Here is a 21,184-nt window from a genome sequence, read left to right as displayed (position 1 = left end):
GAGTTCCGGCTTTACCCTGTGCCCATGGACGATGCCTCGATGGTCGGTTTGATGGGACGGGTCACCGGCACGGTCGGACCCGGGCTCGTCGGTGAGGTGATCGTCAAGGTGCGCGGCGGCGCCGAGCACTTCCTCGCGTACCCGGCCGCGCCGCAGGACCGTATCGAGCGGGGCACGGTGGTGATGGTGGTGGAGTACCTGCCGCCGCGCACGGTGTACGTCTCGGCCGCGTACGACGGCTGAGAGCACTCCGCTCCGGCCCGCTGCGCCACCGGCGACCCCGCGGAGTCTGTCGAACGGCGCTCGAACGGCCGGGCGAACTCGCTTCCTCCGAACGACAGTTGAGCTGCACTCGTCCCAGGTGAGAACCGTATGCGTCAAGAACGCAACAAGGATTCGCGCACCTCTGTCCTCCGGTGTCGGCGAGGAGCACACTCCCGTTCGTTCGGTGCCGAAAGGGCACCATCAAAAGGGGGCGAATGCCGATGGTTGTCGGCGTCGTGGCGGGGGCGGTTGTCCTCGCACTGATCTTCATCGTGGTGATCTTCAAGCTTATGTGGCGTGTCGCGGAGCCCAACGAAGCGCTGATCATCTCCGGTTCGAAGCATCGGACCGAAGGACTCGAGGAAGGCATGGGATTCCGCATCGTGACGGGGCGCGGCACGCTGGTGCTCCCCGGTGTGCAGGCGGTGCGGAAGATCTCGCTCGACCTCAACGAGACCGAGCTGCACGTGGACTGCGTGACCACCCAGGGCATTCCGCTGAAGGTGCGGGGCGTGGTCATCTTCAAGGTGGGCGACGACTTCGTGTCGATCGCCAACGCGGGCCGCCGCTTCCTCGACCAGCAGAAGATGATGGCCGAGCGGGTGCACAACGTGTTCGCCGGTCATCTGCGGTCCATCGTCGGCGGGTTGACGGTCGAGGAAATGATCCGCGACCGGGAGAAGCTGACCGGCCAGACCCGGGCCGCGTGCGGCACGGAGATGGAGAAGCTCGGCCTGATCGTCGACTCGCTGCAGATCCACGAGATCGAGGACCCGACCGGATACATCAAGAACCTCGCGATGCCGCACGCCGCCGCCGTGCAGCGGGACGCGCGCATCGCGCAGGCGGAGGCGAACCGTCTCGCCACCGAGGCCGAGCAGAAGGCCGCGGCCCGGATGTCGGAGGCGACCCGGGACAGCGAGATCCAGCAGGCCGGTTACCAGGCCGAGCGGGACAAGGCGGCGGCGACGGCCCAGATGGCCGGACCGCTCTCGGCGGCCGCCGCCCAGCAGGACGTCGTCGTCCAGGAGACACGCGTCGCCGAACTGGAGGCGCACCGCCGCGAGCAACAGCTCCAGGCGGACGTCCGCAAGCCGGCGGACGCCAGGGCGTACGAGATCCGGGCGCGGGCCGAGGCCGAGCGTGACGCGCGGATCTCGGCGGCGCAGGCCAAGGCCAGGGAGACCGAACTCGCCGCCGCGGCGGAGGCGACCCGGGTCAAGACGGCCGCCAACGCCGAGGCCGAGGCGACCAAGGCACGGGGTGCGGCCGCCGCGACGGCGACCCGCGCCACCGGTGAGGCCGAGGCCGCGGCCGCGCAGGCCAAGGGCCTCGCGGCAGCCGAGGCGACCCGGGCCCAGGGTCTCGCGGAGGCGGAGGCCATCAAGGCCCGCGCCGCCGCGCTCGCCGAGAACCAGGAGGCGGTCGTCGCCCAGCAACTCGCCGAGAACTGGCCGGAGATCGTCCAGGCGGGCGCGAGCGCGTTCGGCAACGTGGATCACATGGTGCTGCTCAACGGCGCCGACGGCATGTCGGACCTGTTCGCCAAGGCACTCACCATGGGCGGCACCGGCCTGGGCCTGGCACGCCAGTTGCTCTCCTCGATGAACCCGGAGGGGAGCCCGGCCAAGAACCCGACGGCGGAACTCAACGGGGTCGCGGCTCCGGTCGGCGAGAAGGTGCCCGTGGAGAAGGACGAGGGGTGAGGCCGGCGCGCTGAGGCGCCCAGGCACCAGCGGTTCCGGTCAGCAGGGTCCGGACGTACGGGAGTTGGACCAGAGCCCCGTACGCCCGGCTCCGCTCCACCGGCGCGCCGGTGGCCGTACGGCAGGAGACTTATGCGGAGTCGGCCCACGCCCTCCGGTGCGCGCCAAGCCGTCCGGCTCCGGACCCGCCCACCGCGACCTGGCACGCACGTTCTACGGTGGCCCGCGTGACTGCCTTTACCGATGACACCGAAGAAGACGTCCCCGGCCGCTACGGCCCGACCGCGACCACCGAGGCCGAGCCCCGCAAGGTCGGCCCCGTGAAGACCGAGTACTCCCCCGCCCACGACGGCGACCCCGATCCCGGTGAGATCGTCTGGACGTGGGTGCCCTTCGAGGAGAACGACGGCCGGGGCAAGGACCGCCCGGTACTGGTCGTGGCCCGGGAGGTCGCGGGCACGCTGCTCGCCGTCCAGCTCTCCAGCAAGGCGCACAACGGCGACCGCGAGTGGGTGGCGATCGGCAGCGGTCCGTGGGACCGGACCGGGCGGGACTCCTGGGTGAACGTGGACCGCGTGCTGCGACTGCACGAGGACGGGATGCGGCGGGAGGCGTGCGCGCTGGACCGGATGCGTTTCAATTCCGTGGTCCACCGACTGCGGGAGCGGTACGGCTGGCGCTGAGCCCCGCCCGTTGACGGCGGCTCGGGCCGCCGGGAGCCGGGGTTCCCACTCCGCCGACTGCCGGGTGACACCTCCACCGGGTGCCGGGGGTGGCGCCTCCGCCGGGCGGCGAGGCACGGGCCGCGAGGGGACGCCGAGCGAGCAGCCCCGACCGCCGGGCGACACGGGCCGCCGGGCTCGGGGCGCCCGGACGGCGCCGGGCGGCGCGAGGCTCGGGCCCTCAGGCCGGGGTGCCGGGCAGCGGGCAGCCGCGCAGCCGTCGCGGGCACCGCTCTCGGGCCTCAGCCGGAGCCGGGCCGCGGGGTCCGAGGCGCGGGCCCCGGGGCGCCCGGGCGGGGGTGAGGGCGGGCCTTCACGCCCCCAGGAGCTCGGATGCGAACACCCGGTCGAACGCCTGGCGTGTGGTCCGGCCCGGTGTGCGGTCCAGGATGCCGAACACCACCTGGTCGAAGTACCCCTCCAGGCGGCCTCCGGCCAGCACTCCACGGAAGGCCCGCGCCACCTGCTCGGGATCGTTCCGGAAGACCCCGCAGCCCCAGGCTCCGAGGACCAGGCGGCGGTAGCCGTGGGCGGCGGCCGTCTCCAGGACGCGTTCGGCACGGATCGCCAGCGCGCCCGGCAGGTCGGCCGCCCGCTCCGGGGCGGTCCGCAGGACGACTCCGGCGTTCGGGGCCGCCGCGGTCAGGAAACCGGCCGGGAACGGCTCGTCGAGGAGCAGGCCGCGGTCGTCCCGGAACACCGGTACGCCGGGAGAGTGAATGACACGGTCCGTGTAGAACGCGTCACGGTGGGCGCGGTGATGTTCGTAGAAACCCCGGGCCCGCAGCAGACAGGTGTACAGCGCGGAGGCCCGGCACAGGGCCTCTTCCTGGGCCTGAGCGCCGTTCAGATAGCCGCCGCCGGGATTGCGCGCCGAGGAGAAGTTCAGCACGGCGACCGGGTCCCCGCCCCCGGAGACCAGCCGGCGGGCCGCTTCCAGGCTGCTCTCGCCGGTGACCTCGAAGGAGGTCACGACCGGCGTCACCGACGGTATCTCCACCGGCTCCGGGCCGTGCATCCGTGTCCCGGCCCGCGCCGCCTCGACCGCGGCGGCGACGGACACCGCGTCCCCGGAAGGACTGCGGTAGCCGCCCGCCGCCACGATCTCCTCGGTCTCCCGGGCGATCGCACGCAGGCGCGCGCTCATGGCGCCACCCCCGTACGCGCCACGGGCGCGGCCTGCTTACGTTCCCCCGTCGTGCCCATGAACGCATCGTGAGCGATGCTGGTCGTGCGGCGCAACAGAGTTTCACGGCCCCGCACAAGAGTGCTCCCCAGTCCCCAAAGAAATGATTTGCACCCTTGTGCGAACCGCCGAGAGGGTCTTGGGTGGAACGGTCATTGTCGGTCCGGCCCACCAGACCCCGGGCCGGCGGCATGGTGGAATCTCAGGAGGATCCCGACATGTCCGATTCGGTGAGTGACTGTACGGAGCGACGACGCTCCCATGTCACCGAGGCCGAGGTGGAGGCACTGGTCCGTGGCATCTGCTTCAAGACCGGTCCGCCCCGCCTCCTCGGTGTAGAGGTGGAATGGCTCGTCCACGAGCTGCGCGGGCCCCGGCTCCGCGTGACACCCGAACGACTAGAAGCGGCCTATGCCGCGCTGCGGACCCTGCCCCTGCGTTCGGCGCTCACCGTCGAACCCGGTGGACAGCTGGAGCTCAGCTCCGCCCCCGCCGGCTCCCTGATGGAGTGCGTGGGATCCGTCTCGGCCGACCTCGACGCCGTACGCGCCAGCTTGCGCGAGGCGGGCCTCGGCCTCAGTGGTTTCGGCCAGGATCCCTGGAACCCCCCGAGCCGCTATCTCCATGAGCCCAGGTACGACGCCATGGAGCGGTATCTCGACCGCGCGGGTCCCGAGGGCCGCGCCATGATGTGCACGTCGGCCTCGGTCCAGGTGTGCGTGGACGCCGGGTACGAGGAGCCGGGCCCGCTCGGGCACGGGCGCCGCTGGTGGCTGGCCCATCAGCTCGGCGCGGTCCTGGTCGCCGCGTTCGCCCACTCGCCGATGGCCCGCGGACGGCACACGGGCTGGCGGTCCACCCGCCAGTCGCTGTGGGCGTCGATGGACCCCGGACGCACCGACGCACCGCCCCTGGACGGCGATCCCCGCGCGGCGTGGGCACGGCGTGTGCTGGACGCGCCGGTGATGTGCGTACGGGCGCCCGAGGGTCCCTGGGAGGTTCCGGAGGCGCTCAGTTTCCGGGACTGGACGCGGTCCGCCGCGCCACCGGACCGGGAGGACCTCGCCTACCACATGACCACGCTGTTCCCGCCGGTCCGGCCTCGCGGTCATCTGGAGCTCCGCATGATCGACGCGCAGCCGGGCGAGGACGGCTGGATCGTGCCGCTCGCGGTGACGGCGGCGCTGTTCGACGACCGGGACGCCGCCGAGGTCGCCTACCGGACCGTCAAACCCCTCGCGGAGCGGGCCGGACCGGCACCGGCGCCGCGCAACCCGCTGTGGCAGGACGCGGCGCGGTTCGGCCTCGCCGATCCGGAGCTGCGCGAGGCCGCGGCGGTCTGTTTCGCGGCGGCGCTGGAAGCGCTGCCCCGGCTCGGCGCCACCACCGAAGTGCTCGACGCGGTGGCCGAGTTCACCGAACGCTACGTGGCCCGGGGCCGATGCCCCGCCGACGACCTGGTCGGCGCGGCCGCGTCACACCACGACGGCCGGTCCGGGCGGCGCCCGGCCGGCCCCCGCCAGGGCCTGTCCGACGGGAAGGACATGAACACATGACCGGCACGACCGCTTCCGACACGACCGCTCCCGGTCCGCGCACGGATCCGGAGTCGCTCCGGCACCGCGCGCTGGACGCGCTCATCACCGCCCGTGACCGCACCTCCCTGCTCACCTCCTGCGTGGAGGACCCCGATCTGACCGCGCAGCACTCGCCGTTGATGTCCCCGCTCGTCTGGGACCTCGCGCACATCGGCAACCAGGAGGAACTCTGGCTGCTGCGGGCGGTCGCCGGGCGCGAGGCGATGCGGCCCGAGATAGACGGGCTCTACGACGCGTTCGAGCACGCGCGCTCCGAACGGCCCTCGCTGCCGCTGCTGCCGCCCGCCGAAGCCCGTACGTACGCGGCCGAGGTGCGTGGCCGGGCGCTGGACGTCCTGGAGAGCGCCCCGTTCGAAGGCACCCGGCTGACCGAGGCGGGCTTCGCGTTCGGCATGATCGCGCAGCACGAACAGCAGCACGACGAGACCATGCTGATCACCCATCAGCTCCGCCGGGGGCCCACCGCCCTCACGGCACCCGACCCCGAGCCCGCCGCGCCGTTCACCGGGCCCGCCGAAGTCCTGGTGCCCGGGGGCCCGTTCGTGATGGGCACCTCCACCGAACCGTGGGCGCTCGACAACGAGCGCCCCGCGCACCGGCGCACGGTCCCGTCGTTCTTCATCGACACCACTCCGGTCACCAACGCCGCCTACCAGGCCTTCATCGAGGACGGCGGCTACGGCGAGGAGCGCTGGTGGACTCCCGCGGGCTGGGACCACATCCGCGCGCACGGCATCGAGGCGCCGCTGTTCTGGCGGCGCGAGGGAGGCCAGTGGCTGCGACGCCGTTTCGGGGTGACGGAGGTCGTGCCGCCACAGGAGCCGGTGCTGCACGTGTGCTGGTACGAGGCCGACGCGTACGCGCGCTGGGCGGGGCGGCGGCTGCCCACCGAGTCCGAGTGGGAGAAGGCGGCCCGCCACGACCCGGTGTCCGGCCGCTCCACGCGCTACCCGTGGGGCGACCAGGACCCCTCGCCGGTCCACGCCAATCTGGGCCAGCGTCATCTGCGCCCGGCCCCGGCGGGCAGCTATCCGGCGGGCGCCTCGCCGCTCGGCGTACGGCAGTTGATCGGCGATGTGTGGGAGTGGACGTCGAGCGATCTGGAGCCCTACCCCGGGTTCGTCGCGTTCCCCTACCGGGAGTACTCGGAGGTGTTCTTCGGCCCTGAGTACAAGGTGCTGCGCGGCGGCTCCTTCGCCGTGGACAAGGTGGCCTGCCGGGGCACGTTCCGCAACTGGGACCATCCGATCCGGCGGCAGATCTTCTGCGGGTTCCGCACGGCTCGCGACGAGGACGCCTGATGTGCCGTCATCTGGCGTTCCTGGGAAGCGAGGAGAGGCTCGGCGCGCTCCTCGTGACACCGGAGCACAGCCTGTACCGGCAGTCGTGGGCACCCCGGCGCCAGCGCTACGGGACCGTCAACGCCGATGGTTTCGGGGTGGGTTGGTACGCCGAGGGGGACCCGGCGCCGGCCCGCTACCGGCGCGCCGGTCCGATCTGGGGCGACCAGTCGTTCGCGGACCTGGCCCGGGTGATCGGGACGCGGGCGCTGCTCGCCGCGGTGCGGGACGCGACCGTGGCGGGCGCGGACGGGGAGGCCGCGGCGGCGCCGTACACCGCGGGCCCCTGGCTGTTCAGCCACAACGGCGCCGTCCGCGGCTGGCCCGACACGCTCGCCCCGCTCGTGGCGGGCCTGCCTCCGGCCGAGTTGCTGTCGCTGGAGGCCCGGTGCGACTCGGCGTTCGTGTGGGCCCTGGTTCTGCGCCGGCTGCTCGCCGGCGACGAGGAGGGCCAGGCGCTGGCCGACACCGTCCTGGAGGTCGCCGAGGCGGCCCCCGGGTCCCGGCTCAACCTGCTGCTCACCAACGGCGAGACGATCACCGCGACCGCCTGGGGCGACACCCTCTGGTACCTGACCGAGACCGGCCGCCGCGCTGTCGTGGCCTCCGAGCCGTACGACGACGACCCGCTGTGGCGGGAGGTCCCCGACCGCACCCTTCTCACCGCGAACCGCACCGAGGTACTGCTCACCCCGCTCAAGGACATGAGCGACGACATGGCATCCGCACAGCACAAGGAGCCCCGTACGTGAGTCCGTTCCTGTTGACCCGCACCCTTCCCGAGGACGCCACGGACGCGGCACTGCGCGCCGATGTCCTGCTCGGCCTCGGACACCTGCCCAAGACCCTGCCGCCGAAGTGGTTCTACGACGCCCACGGCAGCGCGTTGTTCGAGAAGATCACCGAACTCCCCGAGTACTACCCGACCCGCGCGGAACGCGAGATCCTGCTGGCGCGGTCCGCCGAGATCGCCGCGGCGAGCGGTGCGCGCACGCTCGTCGAGCTGGGTTCGGGATCTTCGGAGAAGACCCGCCATCTGCTCGACGCGATGCCGGACCTGCACACGTACGTGCCCGTGGACGTCAGCGAGAGCGCGCTCACCCAGGCCGGTCACGCGCTGATCGCCGAGCGGCCCGGCCTCAACGTCCACGCGATGATCGCCGACTTCACCAGCGGTCTCACGCTCCCGGACACCCCCGGGCAGCGGCTCGTGGCCTTTCTCGGCGGCACCATCGGCAATCTGCTCCCCGCCGAGCGCGCGACGTTCCTGGCGTCCGTACGGTCACTGCTGTCGCCCGGCGACACCCTGCTGCTCGGCACCGACCTGGTCAAGGACGCATCGGTGCTCGTCACCGCCTACGACGACGCGGCCGGTGTCACGGCCGAGTTCAACAAGAACGTGCTGAGCGTCGTCAACCGCGAACTCGGTGCCGACTTCGACCTCGACGCGTTCGAGCACGTGGCGCTCTGGGACCCCGAGAACGAATGGATCGAGATGCGGCTGCGGTCGCGCGTCACGCAGACCGTGAAGGTCCCGGCACTGGATCTGGCGGTCCACCTCACGGAAGGCGAGGAGATCCGCACCGAGATCTCGGCGAAGTTCCGCGAGGACGGTGTCCGCGGTGAACTGGCCGCGGCGGGTTTCGGTCTGTCTCACTGGTGGACGGACGCGGAGGGCCGGTTCGCGCTGTCGCTGAGCGAGGCGGTGGAGAACGCGCCGTAAGGCTGCGCCTTCCCGCGCCTTCCCGGAAAGGGGACCGGCTCCCACGTCGACCACGGCCGAGCCCGGATCCCCGGTCGGCAGGTCCCGTGGGACCGCCCGGCCCAGGCTGCACAACTGAGCCTGGGCCGGGGCCGCCGGCCCCGGCCCACGACTCGTCCTCCGACCACGAACCGGCCGCCCGTTCCGACCTGACCAGCCTCGGCGGAATCGCTGTTCGAGTCGTGATCGGTATGCTCGCGCCCATGCCCGCGCCCTCCGGCCGGCCGGTCCGGCCCGGGCACGCGCCCGGAACGACGTCGACGGATGAGCGAGAAGACAGTGTTCGAGTACGAGAAGGACGGCGCGGCCATCTACCGCGAGTCCTTTGCCACCATCCGCGCGGAAGCGGATCTCGCGGCCCTGCCCGCCGATGTCAGCCAGGTCGCGGTCCGGATGATCCACGCCTGCGGGATGGTGGACCTCGTCCGCGACCTCGCCTACACGCCCCACGTGGTGGCCCGCGCCCGCGAAGCCCTGCGTTCGGGCGCGCCCGTCCTGTGTGACGTCTCCATGGTCGCGAGCGGGATCACGCGCAAACGGCTCCCCGCGGACAACGAGGTGATCTGCACGCTCTCCGACCCTTCGGTGCCGGACCTGGCGGCGGAACTGGGCACCACGCGCAGCGCGGCCGCCCTGGAACTGTGGCGCGACCGCCTGGACGGAGCCGTGGTGGCCGTCGGCAACGCTCCCACCGCGCTGTTCCGCCTCCTGGAGATGATCGAGGAGGGCGCGCCGCGCCCCGCCGCGGTCATCGGCGTGCCCGTCGGCTTCGTCGGCGCAGCCGAATCGAAGGACGCCCTCGCCGAACACCCCTCCGGCCTCGATCACTTGGTCGTACGAGGCCGCCGCGGGGGCAGCGCCATCGCCGCCGCGGCGGTCAACGCGATCGCGAGCGAGGTGGAGTGACCGAGAGGCCCAGGCACCGTCGAGGTCACCTTGCCACTGACGGCTCGGAGGTCTGAGCGAGACGTTCTCGGTCGTCCTGCGCTTCGAGTGCTCCAGGCTCACCACGAGCGGTTGGGAATACCGCAACAACATAGGCGACGCCACGCTGCGCAACGGCAACGGTTACTGGGGAGACCACAACGAATGGGGAACGGGTGGACAACGAAGGGCGCCGCCCTGATTCAGCGGACATCGGGATGGCCGGATGCGGATGGCTTCTGATCGTGGCCGTCATCGCCATGCCCGGACTCATCCTGAACGACGGACCACTGACCGTGTACCTGGTCGTTGTCGGCGGGGCGATCGGGTTTCTTTGGGCGCGTAAGAGGCTCCTCCGCTGACGGGATTCTCCATCAGCGAACCTCTGCAGTTGCCACGACCGACCGCTGACTGAGCCGCCCTGGGCAAGCCGGATGTTCCGGTCTGCCCGGGGCGGTTCGCTCCGTCCCCACACCTCCCGACGGCTGCGACTCAACCGGCTCGTGGACCTCGAGTTCGATGGGGACCGGTGCGAGCGCAATGCGCCGAGCGGCGTGCGCATCCTGGACCCGGCAGCGAGCACCGCCACCGAGCGCGGGACGTCGTCCATCACCGCTCACGTGTTCACGTCGGCTTGTACGAGACCTGCCGTGGGGAACGTCGCTTGCCGCGGTGACCATTGCGGCGGGTGCAGAGATTTCCACTCCCGGGGTGTACGGGGCGACTCCATTCAGCTCCTTGACCGGCGAAGCCATCACCGTATGAACAAGACTTGACCGAACTCGGGCGCAGGACGGTGATCTCAGCGATCCGTGGAGGTCAGTCGGGATCCGGGGGCGTGCCGCCTCGGTGGAGCCGGGCCGAGATCCAGGCGGCGGCCGCCTCCGGGTCGGGCACGACCGGGACCCCGGTGGGCACCTGTGGTCGGCGGACCACGACCACGGGCAGTCCGGCCTCACGGGCCGCGGTCAATTTCGGTGCGGTGGCCTGTCCGCCGCTGTCCTTCGTCACCACCACGTCGATGGCGTGGCGCCGGAGCAGTTCCCGTTCTCCCTCGAGTGTGAAGGGGCCTCGGTCCAGCAGCACCTCCATGCGGGCCGGAGCCGGAGCCTGCGGCGCGTCCACGGAGCGTACGAGGAACCACAGGTCCTCCAGAGCCGCGAAGGCCGCCAGACCCAACCGGCCCGTGGTGAGGAACACCCTGCGGCCCAGTGAGGGCAGGAGTCCGGCGGCCTCCTCCAGGGAACCGGTCTCGTGCCAGACGTCGCCCGCGACCGGCGCCCAGCCGGGGCGCCTCAGGACGAGCAGGGGAACACCCGTGGTGGCCGCGGCCGATGCCGCGTTGGAGCTGATCGTTCCGGCGAAGGGGTGCGTGGCGTCCACGACCGCGTCCACCGCGTGCTCGCCCAGCCATCGCGCCAGCCCCTCCGCGCCGCCGAAGCCGCCGACGCGCACCTCGCCGGGCGGCAGCCGGGGCGCGCCCACGCGTCCGGCCAGCGAGCTCGTCACCCTGAGGTCCGCACGCGTCCCCGCCGCCAGGCTCTCGGCGAGACGTCGGGCCTCGGTCGTACCACCCAGAATCAGTACGTGCACGAGGTCCGGGTCCTTTCCGGAGAGGGAGCGTGGGACAAGAACGGCGAGGCCTGGGCCGTCGCAGCGCTCACTCAAGCACACCGGCCTGCGGCCAGGCCCGTCACCGGCGGTGGCCGCGGCTCGGCTCCGGCCGGTACGGGCACGCCGGCAGGGGCACTCATGCCGGCACGGACACTCGGGCCGCGACGGGCTCTCACGCGGGCACGAGCCTTCACCCGGGCACGTGCTCTCACGCGGGCACAGGGCGCGGGCCCTCACGCCGACCCGAGCCTCACCGTCCTCCGGCGGTCCCCCGTCACCCGAGACACCCCGCCGTCTCGCGGAGCGCCACCCGGTGGGGCACCGTGGAATCACGCCTGGCACTCCCGCCACGGCGGAGAGGAGCAGCCGCATGTCCGAGCACACCTACCGGGTCACCGAGATCGTCGGGACCTCCCACGAAGGCGTCGACCAGGCCATTCGCAATGGGGTCACCCGGGCCTCGCAGACCCTGCGCAACCTCGACTGGTTCGAGGTAACGCAGGTCAGGGGCCAGATCGAGAACGGGCGGATCGAGCACTACCAGGTCGGTCTGAAGCTCGGTTTCCGGCTGGAGGACGCCGACTGACCCGACCCGCGTCCCACGGGTCCACCGGACCCGCCGAGAACCCTCAGGTCCGCCCCTCCCGCTCCTGCGCGTCCTTCAGTGCCGCCGACGCGGCGGCCCACCGTGCCCGTACGACCGTGAAGCCGGCCCGCTCCGCCTCCTCGCACACGAACTCGTCGTCGTCGACGAGGACGCGGACCGCCCGGTCACGGGCCAGCCGGCGAAGGATCTCCAGCTTGGTGCGGCGGGCGGGCCTGCGGTCGTCGTTGCGCCGCATCCAGATGCGCCCCTCCGGCAGGCCGTGCTCCGCCAGCCACTCCACGGTCGCCCGCCGGCACCGCTCGGGACGGCCGGTCAGATAGACCACCTCGCACTCCCGCGCACTGCTCAGCGCGAGCTCGACGCCCTCCGCGAGCGGCGGATCCTCGGACGCCGCCGCGAAGAACCCCGCCCAGTCCCGCGGCGAGCGCTCCAGGAACCGCTGCCGGTGCGCGGTGTCCGCGAGGGTGCCGTCGAGGTCGAACACGGCGAGTGGTCTGCTGCTCTGATCCTTCACACGGACCAGCCTAGACAGCGACTCCGACAACGAGCCGGCCACAACACCCCGCCCCGGGACCGCGAAGCGGCGTGAACACGCTCAACTTCCGTCTCTCCAGACCCTGTTCACATCACGCGGCAAGCCCTTACCGTAATGCCTCGCACAGCATGTCGCACAGCATTCGGTATCTCGAACCGAGTCGGTTCCGTCGACGTCCCGAGCCGGACGGCGTGACCGGCTTCCGCCTGCTGACGGCGTCCGCGTACACACCACCGAGCCACCGGGCCCTCGGCCCGGGTGTGTCGCGGCGCCTCGCACGAACACCGAGGAGACCGGCATGAACGACAGGCCCCTTCAGCCCTCCCGGCGGGTCGCCCTCGGGGCGATGGCCGGCCTCACCGCCACTTTCGCCCTCGGCGCCCCGGCCCGCGCCGCGGCCGGGACCGCCTATGTGATGGGGTACTTCACCGAGTCCCCGAACGGCGACGGAGCGGACTACGGCCTGCATCTGGCCGTCAGCGCCGACTCGCTCCAGTGGACACCGCTGAACCAGAACAAGCCCGTCGTCACCCCGTCCGGCGGCACCGGCGGTCTGCGCGATCCGTTCGTCCTGCGCAGACAGGACGGCACGTTCGTGGTGCTCGCCACCGACCTCAAGGGCACCGACTGGAGTCTGCAGAGCCAGTACATCCATGTCTGGGACTCCGCCGATCTGCGGTCCTTCAGCGGCTACCGGCGCCTGAAACTGCACGACATGGCCACCCACAGCTGGGCGCCGGAGGCGTACTGGGACGCGGGGCGGGGGCAGTACGGGATCATCTACTCCGCGGTCGACTCCAGCGGCCACAACGTCATCATGGTCAACTACACGTCCGACTTCGTCACGGCGTCGGCCGCGCAGGTCTTCTTCGACCCCGGCTACGACGTGATCGACGGCGATCTGGCCGTGGGCGTCGGCGGTGTGAACTACCTCTATTTCAAGAAGGACCAGACGCTGGTGGGCGCCAGGTCGACGTCCCTGAACCCCGGCAGTTTCACCGTGTTCAGCACTCCGGTCGCCCACGGCGGCACCGAGGCCCCGATCCTCATCAAGCCCCAGGCACTGGGGATCTGGACTCTCTGGGGAGACACCTACACGCCCAACGGGGTCTTCTACGCCTGGCAGTCGGCCGATCTCGCGAGCGGCACCTGGTCGGCGGTCGACCAGCGGCTCTACACACAGCCGCTGAACTCCAAGCACGCGAGCATCCAGCCGATCACCACGACGGAGTACGACAACCTCCTCGCCAAGTGGGGTGCCCCCGCCTGGAACCGGCTCAAGTCCTACAACTATCCGGCGCGTTACGTCCGGCACTCCAACTACGTCGGCCGGATCGACGAGTACCCCTTCGACCCGTACACGGACTCGCAGTGGACGCTCGTTCCCGGACTCGCCGACACGGCGGGCGTCTCGTTCCGCTCGGTCAACTACCCGACGCGCTATCTGCGGCACAGCAACTACCAGATGGCGCTCGCCGTCAGCGACGGGACCACGGCGTTCGCGCAGGACGCCACGTTCTACCGGACGGCGGGCCTGGCCGACACGTCGTGGTCATCCTTCCGCTCCTACAACCACCCGGACCGTTACCTCAGGCACGCAGACTACGTGCTGCGCATCGATCCGATCTCCACCTCCACCGACAAGGCCGACGCCACCTTCTCGGTCGGTTCTTGACGCCCCCTCACCCCCAGGAGACAACCCCCGATGTCCCCTCTCCGCAGACTTCTCGCCGGTGCGGCGGCGGCAGCCGCCGCGCTCGGCGGGCTCACGTTGGCCGCGTCCCCCGCCACGGCCGCCGACTCGGGCACGTTCAGTGTGCTCAACTACAACGTCGCCGGGCTCCCCGACGGCATCTCCAGCGCGCCGACACCCCGCCAGGCCGCCACCACGGCGATCGGCGGTCTCGTCGCCCCCTACGACATCGTCCATGTCGAGGAGGACTTCAACTACCACGCGGCGCTGTACGCGTCCGACACCGCGCACGCCTACCGCACCCCGACCAGCGGCGGCGCGGGCATCGGCAGCGGTCTCAACACCCTCTCGAAGATCTCGTACGACACCGACGACTTCGAGCGGGTCGGCTGGAACTCCTGCCAGATCGACTCCGGCGACTGCCTCACGCCCAAGGGCTTCACGTTCATGCGGGAGCGCCTGGCCGAGGGCGTCTACGTCGACTTCTACAACGTGCACACCAACGCGGGCACCAGTGACGGCGATCTCGCCTCCCGTGCCGACAATCTCAAGCAACTCACCGCCTTCATCGGCTCCCATTCCGCGGGCAACGCCGTCGTCGTCATGGGCGACACGAACACCCGCTACACCCGCTCCGGCGACACCATCGCGGAGTTCGCCGCCGCCAACGGGCTGACGGACGCCTGGGTCCAGCTCGTCCGCGGCGGCACCCCGCCGGCCAAGGGAAGCGACGCCCTCGTCTGCGACCAGAGCGGCACCACCGTGCCCGACACCTGCGAAGTCGTCGACAAGATCCTCTACCGCGGCAGCAAGCTCGTCACGCTCGCCGCCACGAACTACCACAACGAGCACACGCGCTTCCTGACCTCCGACGGCCTGATGCTCTCCGACCACGACCCGATCACCGCGTCGTTCACCTGGTCACGCACCAGCGGCTTCCAGCTCAGCGACCAGTTCGGCGGGCCGCACGGCGACTACTTCAACGACATCGCCCGGGTGCCGGCCGGCGCCCGCGCGTCCGTCGTGTCCCTCGGCAGCGGCGCGCGGATCGACCGGATGGGACTGACACTGAGCGACGGCACCACGCTCACGCACGGCGGCACGGGCGGTACCACCGCCTCACTGACCCTCGGCAGCGGAGAGTACGTCACTTCCGCGCAGCTCTGCGAGGGAGTGAAGGACAGTCATACCCGCATATTCTCGGCGAAGTTCACCACCAGCCTCGGCCGCACCCTGTCCGGAGGCACGACGACATCGGACTGCGTGACCCGCACCGCGCCGAGCGGCTGGCAGATCGCCGGCTTCCACGGCCGCGCCGGGGACGAGGTCGACAAGATCGGCTTCGTCTACACGCAGCGCTGACCGGACGGCAGGACCAGGTCGTTCCCGCCGGGTTCCGGACCCGGCGGGAACCCGGCGCCACCGGCCGCCGGCCATCCGGCCACCGGAACCACCCCGTCACCCGGTTACCCGGACCGCCCCGTCGCCCCGTCGCCCCGTCAGGAAGCGTCCGACAGCCAGGGCCTGATCCTTCTGCGTGCCTCGTACAGACGGGACTTGAGCGTGCCGAGCGGAATGCCGACGCGCTCGGCGGCCTCCGCGTACTCGAGCTGACAGATGTCCCGGTAGACCAACGGCTGCACCAGATGCGGGTGTTCGCGCTCCAGGCGCTCCAGCGCCTCCAGGAGGTCGACCCGGGAACCCGCGATGACACTCGTCGTCCGCGGATCGACGTACCGCGCGGTGTCGATGGCCTCCGGCCGCTCGGCGGCACGCCGCTTCAGCTCGCGGTACTTCTGCCGGGCGCAGTTGGCGACGACCGTATGCAGCCAGGTGCCGAACCGGCTGCGGCCCTCGAACGCCGTGATGTTCCGGGCGACTTGGAGCAGGACGTCCTGGGCCGCCTCCTCGGCGTCCTCGCGGCACGGCAGAAAGCGCCCGCAGCGCCGCACGACCTCGGGCCGGACCTGCCGCAACAGGACGTCGAGTGCCGCCCGGTCTCCGGCCGCCGCCCGCAGCGCGAGCTCCTCGGTCTCCGCCGCCTCGCCCACCTGGCGCTCCCCTCGGTGCCGGTCAGAGGCCAGGCATGATAGTCGTATGCCCTCGCTGGAGCGGATCGGCCGTTACCGCCTCGAACGGCGCCTGGGCGCCGGTGGTTTCGGCGTGGTCTGGCTCGCCCATGACGACGTTCTCGACGCGGCCGTCGCGGTCAAGGTTCTCACCGAGAACTGGGTCGACCGCCTGGACATCAGGGAGCGCTTCCTCACCGAGGCCCGGCTGTTGCGCAAGGCCGACTCCAGCCGGGTCGTCCAGGTCTACGACATCGGTGAACTCCCGGACGGCAGGCCATACTTCGTCATGGAGTACGCCGACGGGGGCACCCTCGCCGAGCGGATCGAGGCCGGGCCGCTGCCGGTCGCCGAGGCGCTGCGCCTGACGGCGCTCGCGGCGCGGGGCGCTGCCGCGCTGCACGCGGCCGGCATCGTGCACCGCGACATCAAGCCCTCCAACGTGCTGCTGCGCACCACACCCGGCGGAGCCGACCGGGTGCTGCTGGCCGACCTCGGGCTCGCCAAGAGCCTGGCCCAGGCCTCCGGACTCACCCTCGCCGCGGGCTCGGCCGGCTACACCCCGCCCGAGCAGGCCCGGCCCGGATCCGGGATCGACGCGCGGGCCGACGTGTACAGCCTGGGCGCCCTCGGCCACCACCTCGTCACCGGTTCGGTTCCGGGCCCGCCCGGCAAGGTCGAACGCCCCGACCGGCTCCGTACGGGCCTCGGCCCGGATGTCGGACGGGCACTGCTGCGCGCCATGGAACCGGACCGGGAGCGGCGCTGGCCGAGCGCCGCCGTCTTCGCGGCGGAGCTCGAACGGCTGGCCGGGGAGGTCGCGGCCGGAGGTGCCCCCGCGTCCCGGCGAAACCGGCGCACCACGCTCTTCGCGCTGGCCGGTGCCGCCGTGGCCTGCGCCGTCGGCGTCACCGCCGTACTGCTGACGAACGAGTCGGCGGCGAGCACCCTCGCGGTCGAGGACGGCACGGGCCGGATCACGGTGGAGGTGCCGGCCGGCTGGGGCGGGCAGGTACGCGGATCCGGGTGGAATCCGCGGTCGCTGGGTCTCGAGGACGGCACGGAACCCGGCCTCGTCGTCGCGAACCGCCTGGCGCGCTGGCCGGACCTCCGCGCCGGCGTCGACGGAGCCTTCGTCGGACTCAGCGCGCACGGCGACGTGACCGGCGAGGTCCGCGCCATCGCGCACCCGGGATGCCACTACGCCGGAAGCCACGCCTATTCCGGCGCGCGCTGGCACGGGCTGATACGGACCTGGGACGGATGTCCCGGCAAGGACGGTCGTCTCACCGAGGCCGCGCTGACCTCGCCCGGCGGCGGACGGCCCCAGGTGTACGTCCAGATCCGCCAGGAGAGCGGCGACGACGACACGGCCGACGGCGTCATCGCCTCCGTACGCCTCAAGGCCTGATCCTGGACGGGCGGTCCCGCCGGAACCCGTCGGCGATCCCGCGAACTTTTCGGTCCCCGGGCGCATCCAAGAGGAGTGAAGGGGTGCGACGCGCCCCGCACAGGTGCGATGGCCTCGTACGGAGATTCGCAAGGAGTGGTGACATGTCGACCTTCCCGCGCACGGTGGCGGCCCCGGACCGGCCCGGCACGGTGTCCGCGCACCGCGTTTCACCCACCGCCCGGCGGGCGGCGCTGCTCGCGGGTGCCGCCCTGCTGAGCCTGCTGACCGCCTGCAACAACGGCTCCCCGCAGAGTTCCCCGAAGACCCTTCCCGGTACGGCCGGACCCGCTTCCGGCGGCACGAGCACGAAGGCGGGTTCCACACCGGCGGCCAGCCCGGCCGCGAGTTCGCCGTCGAAGAAGGCGGGAACCGGGACGGGGAGCGGGTCCGCCTCGGCTACGGCCACCTCGGGGAGCGCCGGTGGCGGCGGGCGGTGCCACACCTCGGAGCTGCGCGCCTCCGTCGGCCGCAACGACCCCGGAGCGGGGCAGCAGAACTTCCCGGTCGTCCTGACCAACAAGTCCGGGCGCACCTGCACGGTGCGCGGCTACCCCGGCGCGGCTTTCGTGGACGCCTCCGGCAAGCAGCTCGGACCCGACCCCCAGCGGTCCCCGGGCACGCCGACGACCGTCGTGCTCGCGCCCGGACACAGCGCGTGGTCGGGCCTGACCTTCTCCAACCCGGAGATCAGCGGGGCGGCCACGGCGACTCCCGCCTCACTGATCGTCACGCCGCCCGACGAGCTGGACTCGCTCACGGTGGCGTGGACGCAGGGCAAGGTGCCCGTGTCCGGAACCGCGTCATCGGTCCGCCTGACCGTCCTCAGCCCCGGAACCGCCCCCTGACCGAAGTCCCACGACGGCCGCGCCGAGGCCGGTGGCACGACATCGACCTCGGCAACCGACGGCCGACCGTCGCCGGACGCGTCCCCTCACTCGACGACCTCACCATGAAAGCCGGCTTCCGGGAGCGGTCGCCGAACGGAAATCCTGTGAGGGCCGACAGTGACCTTCTGTCATTCTGCTTTCCATGTCCGCACGAAATCGAAGACTGCCCCGGCATCGTGCCTGGCCGCTGACCACCACCGACATCAACGAGTGCCTCGGCCCCTGCATGGCCCAAGTCACGGACCTGCGGTTCCTCACCGGACATGACAGCGGGACCATCGTTCTGGGAGCAGAATGGATCGCTCCGGTCCTCCGTAACTATGGCCGCAGCATGCACCCGGACATGGTCGGCTTCCGCATAGACGTCCACCCGGTCGATGCCGCTGAACGTGCTGCGACCCGCGCTGTTCTACGGGCGCATGCGCTCCCGCAACTCCACGAATGGGTCACGCGGGCGCTCGCCGCCGACGAGACCTGGCGACTGACTCCCCATCAGCACTACTGGCGACTCACGGACGGCCACCTCGCCCACCGCGACGAAGCATGAACTGAGTCCGGACGACACTCACAGCCCCGCCGCGATCCAGCGGGTTCTGGTCAGAGTGGACGGGGCTGTCAGGGCCTGACTCATCCGACGGAGCCCGTCACGTCACCGGCGGCCTCCCTCACCCCCGCCGTCGAACGATCCGAAGCCGCCGGAACCGGAGCCCGTGCCGTATCCGCCGTCCCGGGACGAGCCGTCCGGACTGTCCCCCGGGCAGAGGGCGGAGGCGCAGGTGCTGCCGGACGGCTCCGCGGACGGAGTGGCGTGACCCGGGGTCGCGGCCGTCGCGGTGGGCGTCCGGGGACCGACGGGTGCCGTCGCGGACGTGGAGGGCCTGCCGGTGGCGGGGCCCTTCGCGTCACCCTTCGCGGGGTCCCAGTTGACGACCTCCAGCTGGAGCGAGGGCGAGGAGGTGTCGAGCGTCCAGCGCTGGATCGGTTCGTCCTTGCGGAGTTTGAGGACGAGGTCGGACTCCCCCTCTGCCGACGCGGGAACGAGGGCCAGGTCCTGGTTCCAGCGCGGCACGAGCATGCCCTGGAGGGTGAAGTCGTAGCGGATGTTCTTGCCGCCGGGCTGCGACGCGCCCGTACAGGGGGCCAGTTGGACGGAGTAGGCGAGGTGGGAGTCGAGACACAGGTCCGGGTGGGCCGCGTCGCGCAGCAGCCCGTCCGCCGCGTACGACCACTCCGTCGCCGACTCCGAGGAGCACGGGACGAGCCGGGCCTCGGCACCGCTCGCGGGCGTCGTTCCGGCGAAGCCGACGCACCGGCCGGTCGCGGTGTTGCGCAGCCGGCCGCGCACGGTCCCGTCCTTCTTCTCGCCGTTCCGGGCCCACGACGGGTTTTCCCGGCTTGGTGCCGCCGACGTGCGGCCGCCGTCGGTCGTGTCGTGCCGGCCGTACGGGTCCGCGTCGGACGCCCACAGGACCAGGGGAACCGCGATGAGCGCGCCGAGGGTCAGCACGGCGACGGCGACGTTGCGGCGGCCCGGCGCGCGCCGGGAGGCCTTGCGCCCCGCGGCCCGGCGGGAGGTGCGGGTTCCGTCGCCGGTACGGGTTGCGCCCCGGCGGCGGGAGGGGCGCCTGCCCTCGCCGGGTTCGGGGGCGTCCGCTCCGGACGGGGTGGCCGGCCGCGGCGTGGCCCTCTCGTGGGCCGCGGGCGGGGTGCCGCCGTACCGACGGGCGTCCGGCGGGGTGCGCGGGGGAAGACCCGGAGGGCGCACGTCGTCGGCGTCGGGCCGGAACTCGATGATCTCGGCGGTCCCGGCGGCCGGGCCGCCGGTGGCACCCGTGGCTCTGTCGGTGAAGGCCTGGCCGCTTGCGGCGACGGTCGTTCCATCCGCGTAGAACTGGCCGCTGCTGTCGCCCCTCTGTTCCTGGACCGCCTCCGCGGCCGCCGCGGCCCGCGCCTGCCGGGAGGCCAGATAGGCGCGCGCGCCCCAGCCGAGCACCGCCTCGGCGAGCGGGACGGCGAGTTCTCCGTTGAACGCGCTCAACTGGTCGGCCGCGTACCGGCAGTGGCCGCATTCGCCCATGTGGTTCCGCAGGTCGGGGTCGAGGTCGGTACCGCCGCGCCGGAAGGAGACGTCGAGCATGCGGTGGTAGCGACGGCACTCCTCGCTGGGGGCGAGTTCGTGGTGGATCTCCAGACAGCCCTGGCGCAGGCGTTCTCTGGCCCGCTCCAGTTCGGTGACCGCGTCCTCGGGGAAGATCCCCAACAGAGCCGCGGGTACCTCCGGTTGTTCCGCCTCCACCTCCCCGTGCCACAACAGGCAGCGGGCCGGCTCGGGCAGTCGCTGGAACGCGCGGGAGATGAGCCGCCTGTCCTCCGGCGGAAGCAGTCGCGCCGCCGCGCGGTCCACGCGGTCCTCCCGGTCCGCTTCGGCCAGAAGTTCCGGAGCGAGCAGTTCACGCCGCTGGTCCATGAGCCACTCGGCCGCTATGCGGCGGACGGTGACGAGCAGTTGGGGTCGCCATGCGGCGCTCGGCCCGGCCTGGTGCAGCGAATCCCCGAACAACCGCGTGAATGAGGCGGTGGTGAGCATTCCCGCGGGCCGTACGCCGCCGGTGCACAGCCGGGCGTAAGAGAACACCGCCTCCCAGTGCCGGTCCAGGAGTTCCCCGACGGGATAGTTCGCGGGCGCGCCACCCTGCCTCTTCAGCTCGGCCGCGAGCCGTTCATCCGACGCCTCGAACAAGCGGTCGGGGTCAGACGAATGAGACAGCGTTCCGTCATTCACGTCCGCTTTCCTTCCAAAGGCAGCACAGCAATTGTCCATACC

Annotated in this window: 19 protein-coding genes; 14 read left to right on the top strand and 5 right to left on the bottom strand. The window is 71.8% G+C overall.

What is annotated here, in order from left to right; all coding sequences use genetic code 11:
• The first annotated feature begins 24 nt into the window (after positions 1 to 24).
• The 3 genes from OG410_RS36350 (at position 25) to OG410_RS36340 (ending at position 2,653) form a co-directional block, all read left to right on the top strand.
• Positions 25 to 243: a hypothetical protein gene (locus OG410_RS36350; protein WP_326784142.1), complete on the top strand. Its 219-nt coding sequence runs from the start codon at positions 25 to 27 to the stop codon at positions 241 to 243.
• Between the two features lie 236 nt (positions 244 to 479).
• Positions 480 to 1,970, top strand: coding sequence for an SPFH domain-containing protein (locus tag OG410_RS36345; protein ID WP_329303028.1), 1,491 nt, complete (start codon positions 480 to 482; stop codon positions 1,968 to 1,970).
• 227 nt (positions 1,971 to 2,197) lie between these two features.
• Complete coding sequence (locus OG410_RS36340; RefSeq protein WP_329303027.1) at positions 2,198 to 2,653, top strand: type II toxin-antitoxin system PemK/MazF family toxin; 456 nt, start codon at positions 2,198 to 2,200, stop codon at positions 2,651 to 2,653.
• Positions 2,654 to 3,005: 352 nt separating this feature from the next.
• Here OG410_RS36340 and OG410_RS36335 read toward each other — a convergent pair whose 3' ends face one another.
• Positions 3,006 to 3,839 (bottom strand): TIGR02452 family protein, encoded by an 834-nt coding sequence (locus tag OG410_RS36335; RefSeq protein ID WP_329303026.1) that lies wholly within the window; start codon positions 3,837 to 3,839, stop codon positions 3,006 to 3,008.
• A 257-nt stretch (positions 3,840 to 4,096) separates the two neighbouring features.
• Between OG410_RS36335 and egtA the strand changes: the two genes are divergently transcribed.
• The 5 genes from egtA to OG410_RS36310 all read left to right on the top strand — a co-directional run bounded on the left by egtA (position 4,097) and on the right by OG410_RS36310 (position 9,484).
• Positions 4,097 to 5,434, top strand: a complete 1,338-nt coding sequence (gene egtA, locus OG410_RS36330; RefSeq protein WP_329303025.1) for an ergothioneine biosynthesis glutamate--cysteine ligase EgtA — start codon at positions 4,097 to 4,099, stop codon at positions 5,432 to 5,434.
• Positions 5,431 to 6,777, top strand: coding sequence for an ergothioneine biosynthesis protein EgtB (gene egtB / locus OG410_RS36325; RefSeq protein WP_329303024.1), 1,347 nt, complete (start codon positions 5,431 to 5,433; stop codon positions 6,775 to 6,777). The genes egtA and egtB overlap by 4 nt, the downstream gene beginning before the upstream one ends.
• Positions 6,777 to 7,568, top strand: coding sequence for an ergothioneine biosynthesis protein EgtC (egtC, locus tag OG410_RS36320; protein WP_329303023.1), 792 nt, complete (start codon positions 6,777 to 6,779; stop codon positions 7,566 to 7,568). The genes egtB and egtC overlap by 1 nt, the downstream gene beginning before the upstream one ends.
• Entirely contained in the window at positions 7,565 to 8,539 is a 975-nt protein-coding gene (gene egtD, locus OG410_RS36315) for an L-histidine N(alpha)-methyltransferase (RefSeq protein WP_329303022.1), read from the top strand. Before egtC ends, egtD begins: the two co-directional genes overlap by 4 nt.
• Before the next feature lie 318 nt (positions 8,540 to 8,857).
• Entirely contained in the window at positions 8,858 to 9,484 is a 627-nt protein-coding gene (locus tag OG410_RS36310; protein WP_329304380.1) for a precorrin-8X methylmutase, read from the top strand.
• A gap of 837 nt (positions 9,485 to 10,321) precedes the next feature.
• Here OG410_RS36310 and OG410_RS36305 read toward each other — a convergent pair.
• A complete protein-coding gene (locus tag OG410_RS36305) occupies positions 10,322 to 11,095 on the bottom strand; it encodes a cobalt-precorrin-6A reductase (protein WP_329303021.1) in 774 nt (257 codons plus the stop codon).
• 391 nt (positions 11,096 to 11,486) lie between these two features.
• Here OG410_RS36305 and OG410_RS36300 point away from each other — a divergent pair, with 391 nt between their 5' ends.
• Positions 11,487 to 11,702, top strand: coding sequence for a dodecin (locus tag OG410_RS36300; protein WP_103547697.1), 216 nt, complete (start codon positions 11,487 to 11,489; stop codon positions 11,700 to 11,702).
• A 43-nt stretch (positions 11,703 to 11,745) separates the two neighbouring features.
• Here OG410_RS36300 and OG410_RS36295 read toward each other — a convergent pair whose 3' ends face one another.
• Positions 11,746 to 12,237 (bottom strand): phosphatase domain-containing protein, encoded by a 492-nt coding sequence (locus OG410_RS36295; protein WP_329303020.1) that lies wholly within the window; start codon positions 12,235 to 12,237, stop codon positions 11,746 to 11,748.
• Between the two features lie 319 nt (positions 12,238 to 12,556).
• On the opposite strand from OG410_RS36295, the gene OG410_RS36290 reads away from it, so the two are divergent.
• Both OG410_RS36290 and OG410_RS36285 read left to right on the top strand, forming a co-directional pair.
• The gene (locus tag OG410_RS36290; RefSeq protein WP_329303019.1) at positions 12,557 to 13,933 is read left to right on the top strand and encodes a glycoside hydrolase family 43 protein; all 1,377 of its coding nucleotides are present in this window, start codon (positions 12,557 to 12,559) and stop codon (positions 13,931 to 13,933) included.
• Between the two features lie 30 nt (positions 13,934 to 13,963).
• Positions 13,964 to 15,313, top strand: a complete 1,350-nt coding sequence (locus OG410_RS36285) for a jacalin-like lectin (RefSeq protein WP_329303018.1) — start codon at positions 13,964 to 13,966, stop codon at positions 15,311 to 15,313.
• Between the two features lie 137 nt (positions 15,314 to 15,450).
• Here the strand turns inward: OG410_RS36285 and OG410_RS36280 are convergent, their stop codons facing one another.
• Positions 15,451 to 16,002 carry an RNA polymerase sigma factor gene (locus OG410_RS36280; protein ID WP_329303017.1) on the bottom strand — a complete coding sequence of 184 codons (552 nt, stop codon included), beginning with the start codon at positions 16,000 to 16,002 and terminating at the stop codon, positions 15,451 to 15,453.
• 46 nt (positions 16,003 to 16,048) lie between these two features.
• Here OG410_RS36280 and OG410_RS36275 point away from each other — a divergent pair, with 46 nt between their 5' ends.
• The 3 genes from OG410_RS36275 to OG410_RS36265 all read left to right on the top strand — a co-directional run bounded on the left by OG410_RS36275 (position 16,049) and on the right by OG410_RS36265 (position 18,907).
• Positions 16,049 to 17,431, top strand: coding sequence for a serine/threonine-protein kinase (locus OG410_RS36275; RefSeq protein ID WP_329303016.1), 1,383 nt, complete (start codon positions 16,049 to 16,051; stop codon positions 17,429 to 17,431).
• Positions 17,432 to 17,574: 143 nt separating this feature from the next.
• Entirely contained in the window at positions 17,575 to 18,318 is a 744-nt protein-coding gene (locus OG410_RS36270; RefSeq protein WP_329303015.1) for a DUF4232 domain-containing protein, read from the top strand.
• A gap of 184 nt (positions 18,319 to 18,502) precedes the next feature.
• Positions 18,503 to 18,907, top strand: a complete 405-nt coding sequence (locus OG410_RS36265) for a hypothetical protein (protein ID WP_329303014.1) — start codon at positions 18,503 to 18,505, stop codon at positions 18,905 to 18,907.
• A 102-nt stretch (positions 18,908 to 19,009) separates the two neighbouring features.
• On the opposite strand, the gene OG410_RS36260 is transcribed toward OG410_RS36265, so the two are convergent.
• A complete protein-coding gene (locus OG410_RS36260; protein WP_443063840.1) occupies positions 19,010 to 21,100 on the bottom strand; it encodes a ricin-type beta-trefoil lectin domain protein in 2,091 nt (696 codons plus the stop codon).
• Between the last annotated feature and the right edge of the window lie 84 nt (positions 21,101 to 21,184).

It is taken from the genome of Streptomyces sp. NBC_00659, assembly GCF_036226925.1.
Classification (GTDB): domain Bacteria; phylum Actinomycetota; class Actinomycetes; order Streptomycetales; family Streptomycetaceae; genus Streptomyces.
Note: the sequence above shows the minus strand (reverse complement) of the source record. Positions and strands in the feature narration are given on the sequence as shown.

Bases quoted from the DNA above. Each gene is read 5' to 3' on its own strand.
- OG410_RS36290 (WP_329303019.1), top strand. From the start codon at position 12,557: ATGAACGACAGGCCCCTTCAGCCCTCCCGGCGGGTCGCCCTCGGGGCG.
- OG410_RS36300 (WP_103547697.1), top strand. From the start codon at position 11,487: ATGTCCGAGCACACCTACCGGGTCACCGAGATCGTCGGGACCTCCCAC.
- egtA (WP_329303025.1), top strand. From the start codon at position 4,097: ATGTCCGATTCGGTGAGTGACTGTACGGAGCGACGACGCTCCCATGTC.
- egtB (WP_329303024.1), top strand. From the start codon at position 5,431: ATGACCGGCACGACCGCTTCCGACACGACCGCTCCCGGTCCGCGCACG.
- OG410_RS36345 (WP_329303028.1), top strand. From the start codon at position 480: ATGCCGATGGTTGTCGGCGTCGTGGCGGGGGCGGTTGTCCTCGCACTG.
- OG410_RS36350 (WP_326784142.1), top strand. From the start codon at position 25: ATGGACGATGCCTCGATGGTCGGTTTGATGGGACGGGTCACCGGCACG.
- OG410_RS36270 (WP_329303015.1), top strand. From the start codon at position 17,575: ATGTCGACCTTCCCGCGCACGGTGGCGGCCCCGGACCGGCCCGGCACG.
- OG410_RS36275 (WP_329303016.1), top strand. From the start codon at position 16,049: ATGCCCTCGCTGGAGCGGATCGGCCGTTACCGCCTCGAACGGCGCCTG.
- OG410_RS36265 (WP_329303014.1), top strand. From the start codon at position 18,503: ATGTCCGCACGAAATCGAAGACTGCCCCGGCATCGTGCCTGGCCGCTG.
- OG410_RS36285 (WP_329303018.1), top strand. From the start codon at position 13,964: ATGTCCCCTCTCCGCAGACTTCTCGCCGGTGCGGCGGCGGCAGCCGCC.
- OG410_RS36335 (WP_329303026.1), bottom strand. From the start codon at position 3,839: ATGAGCGCGCGCCTGCGTGCGATCGCCCGGGAGACCGAGGAGATCGTG.
- egtC (WP_329303023.1), top strand. From the start codon at position 6,777: ATGTGCCGTCATCTGGCGTTCCTGGGAAGCGAGGAGAGGCTCGGCGCG.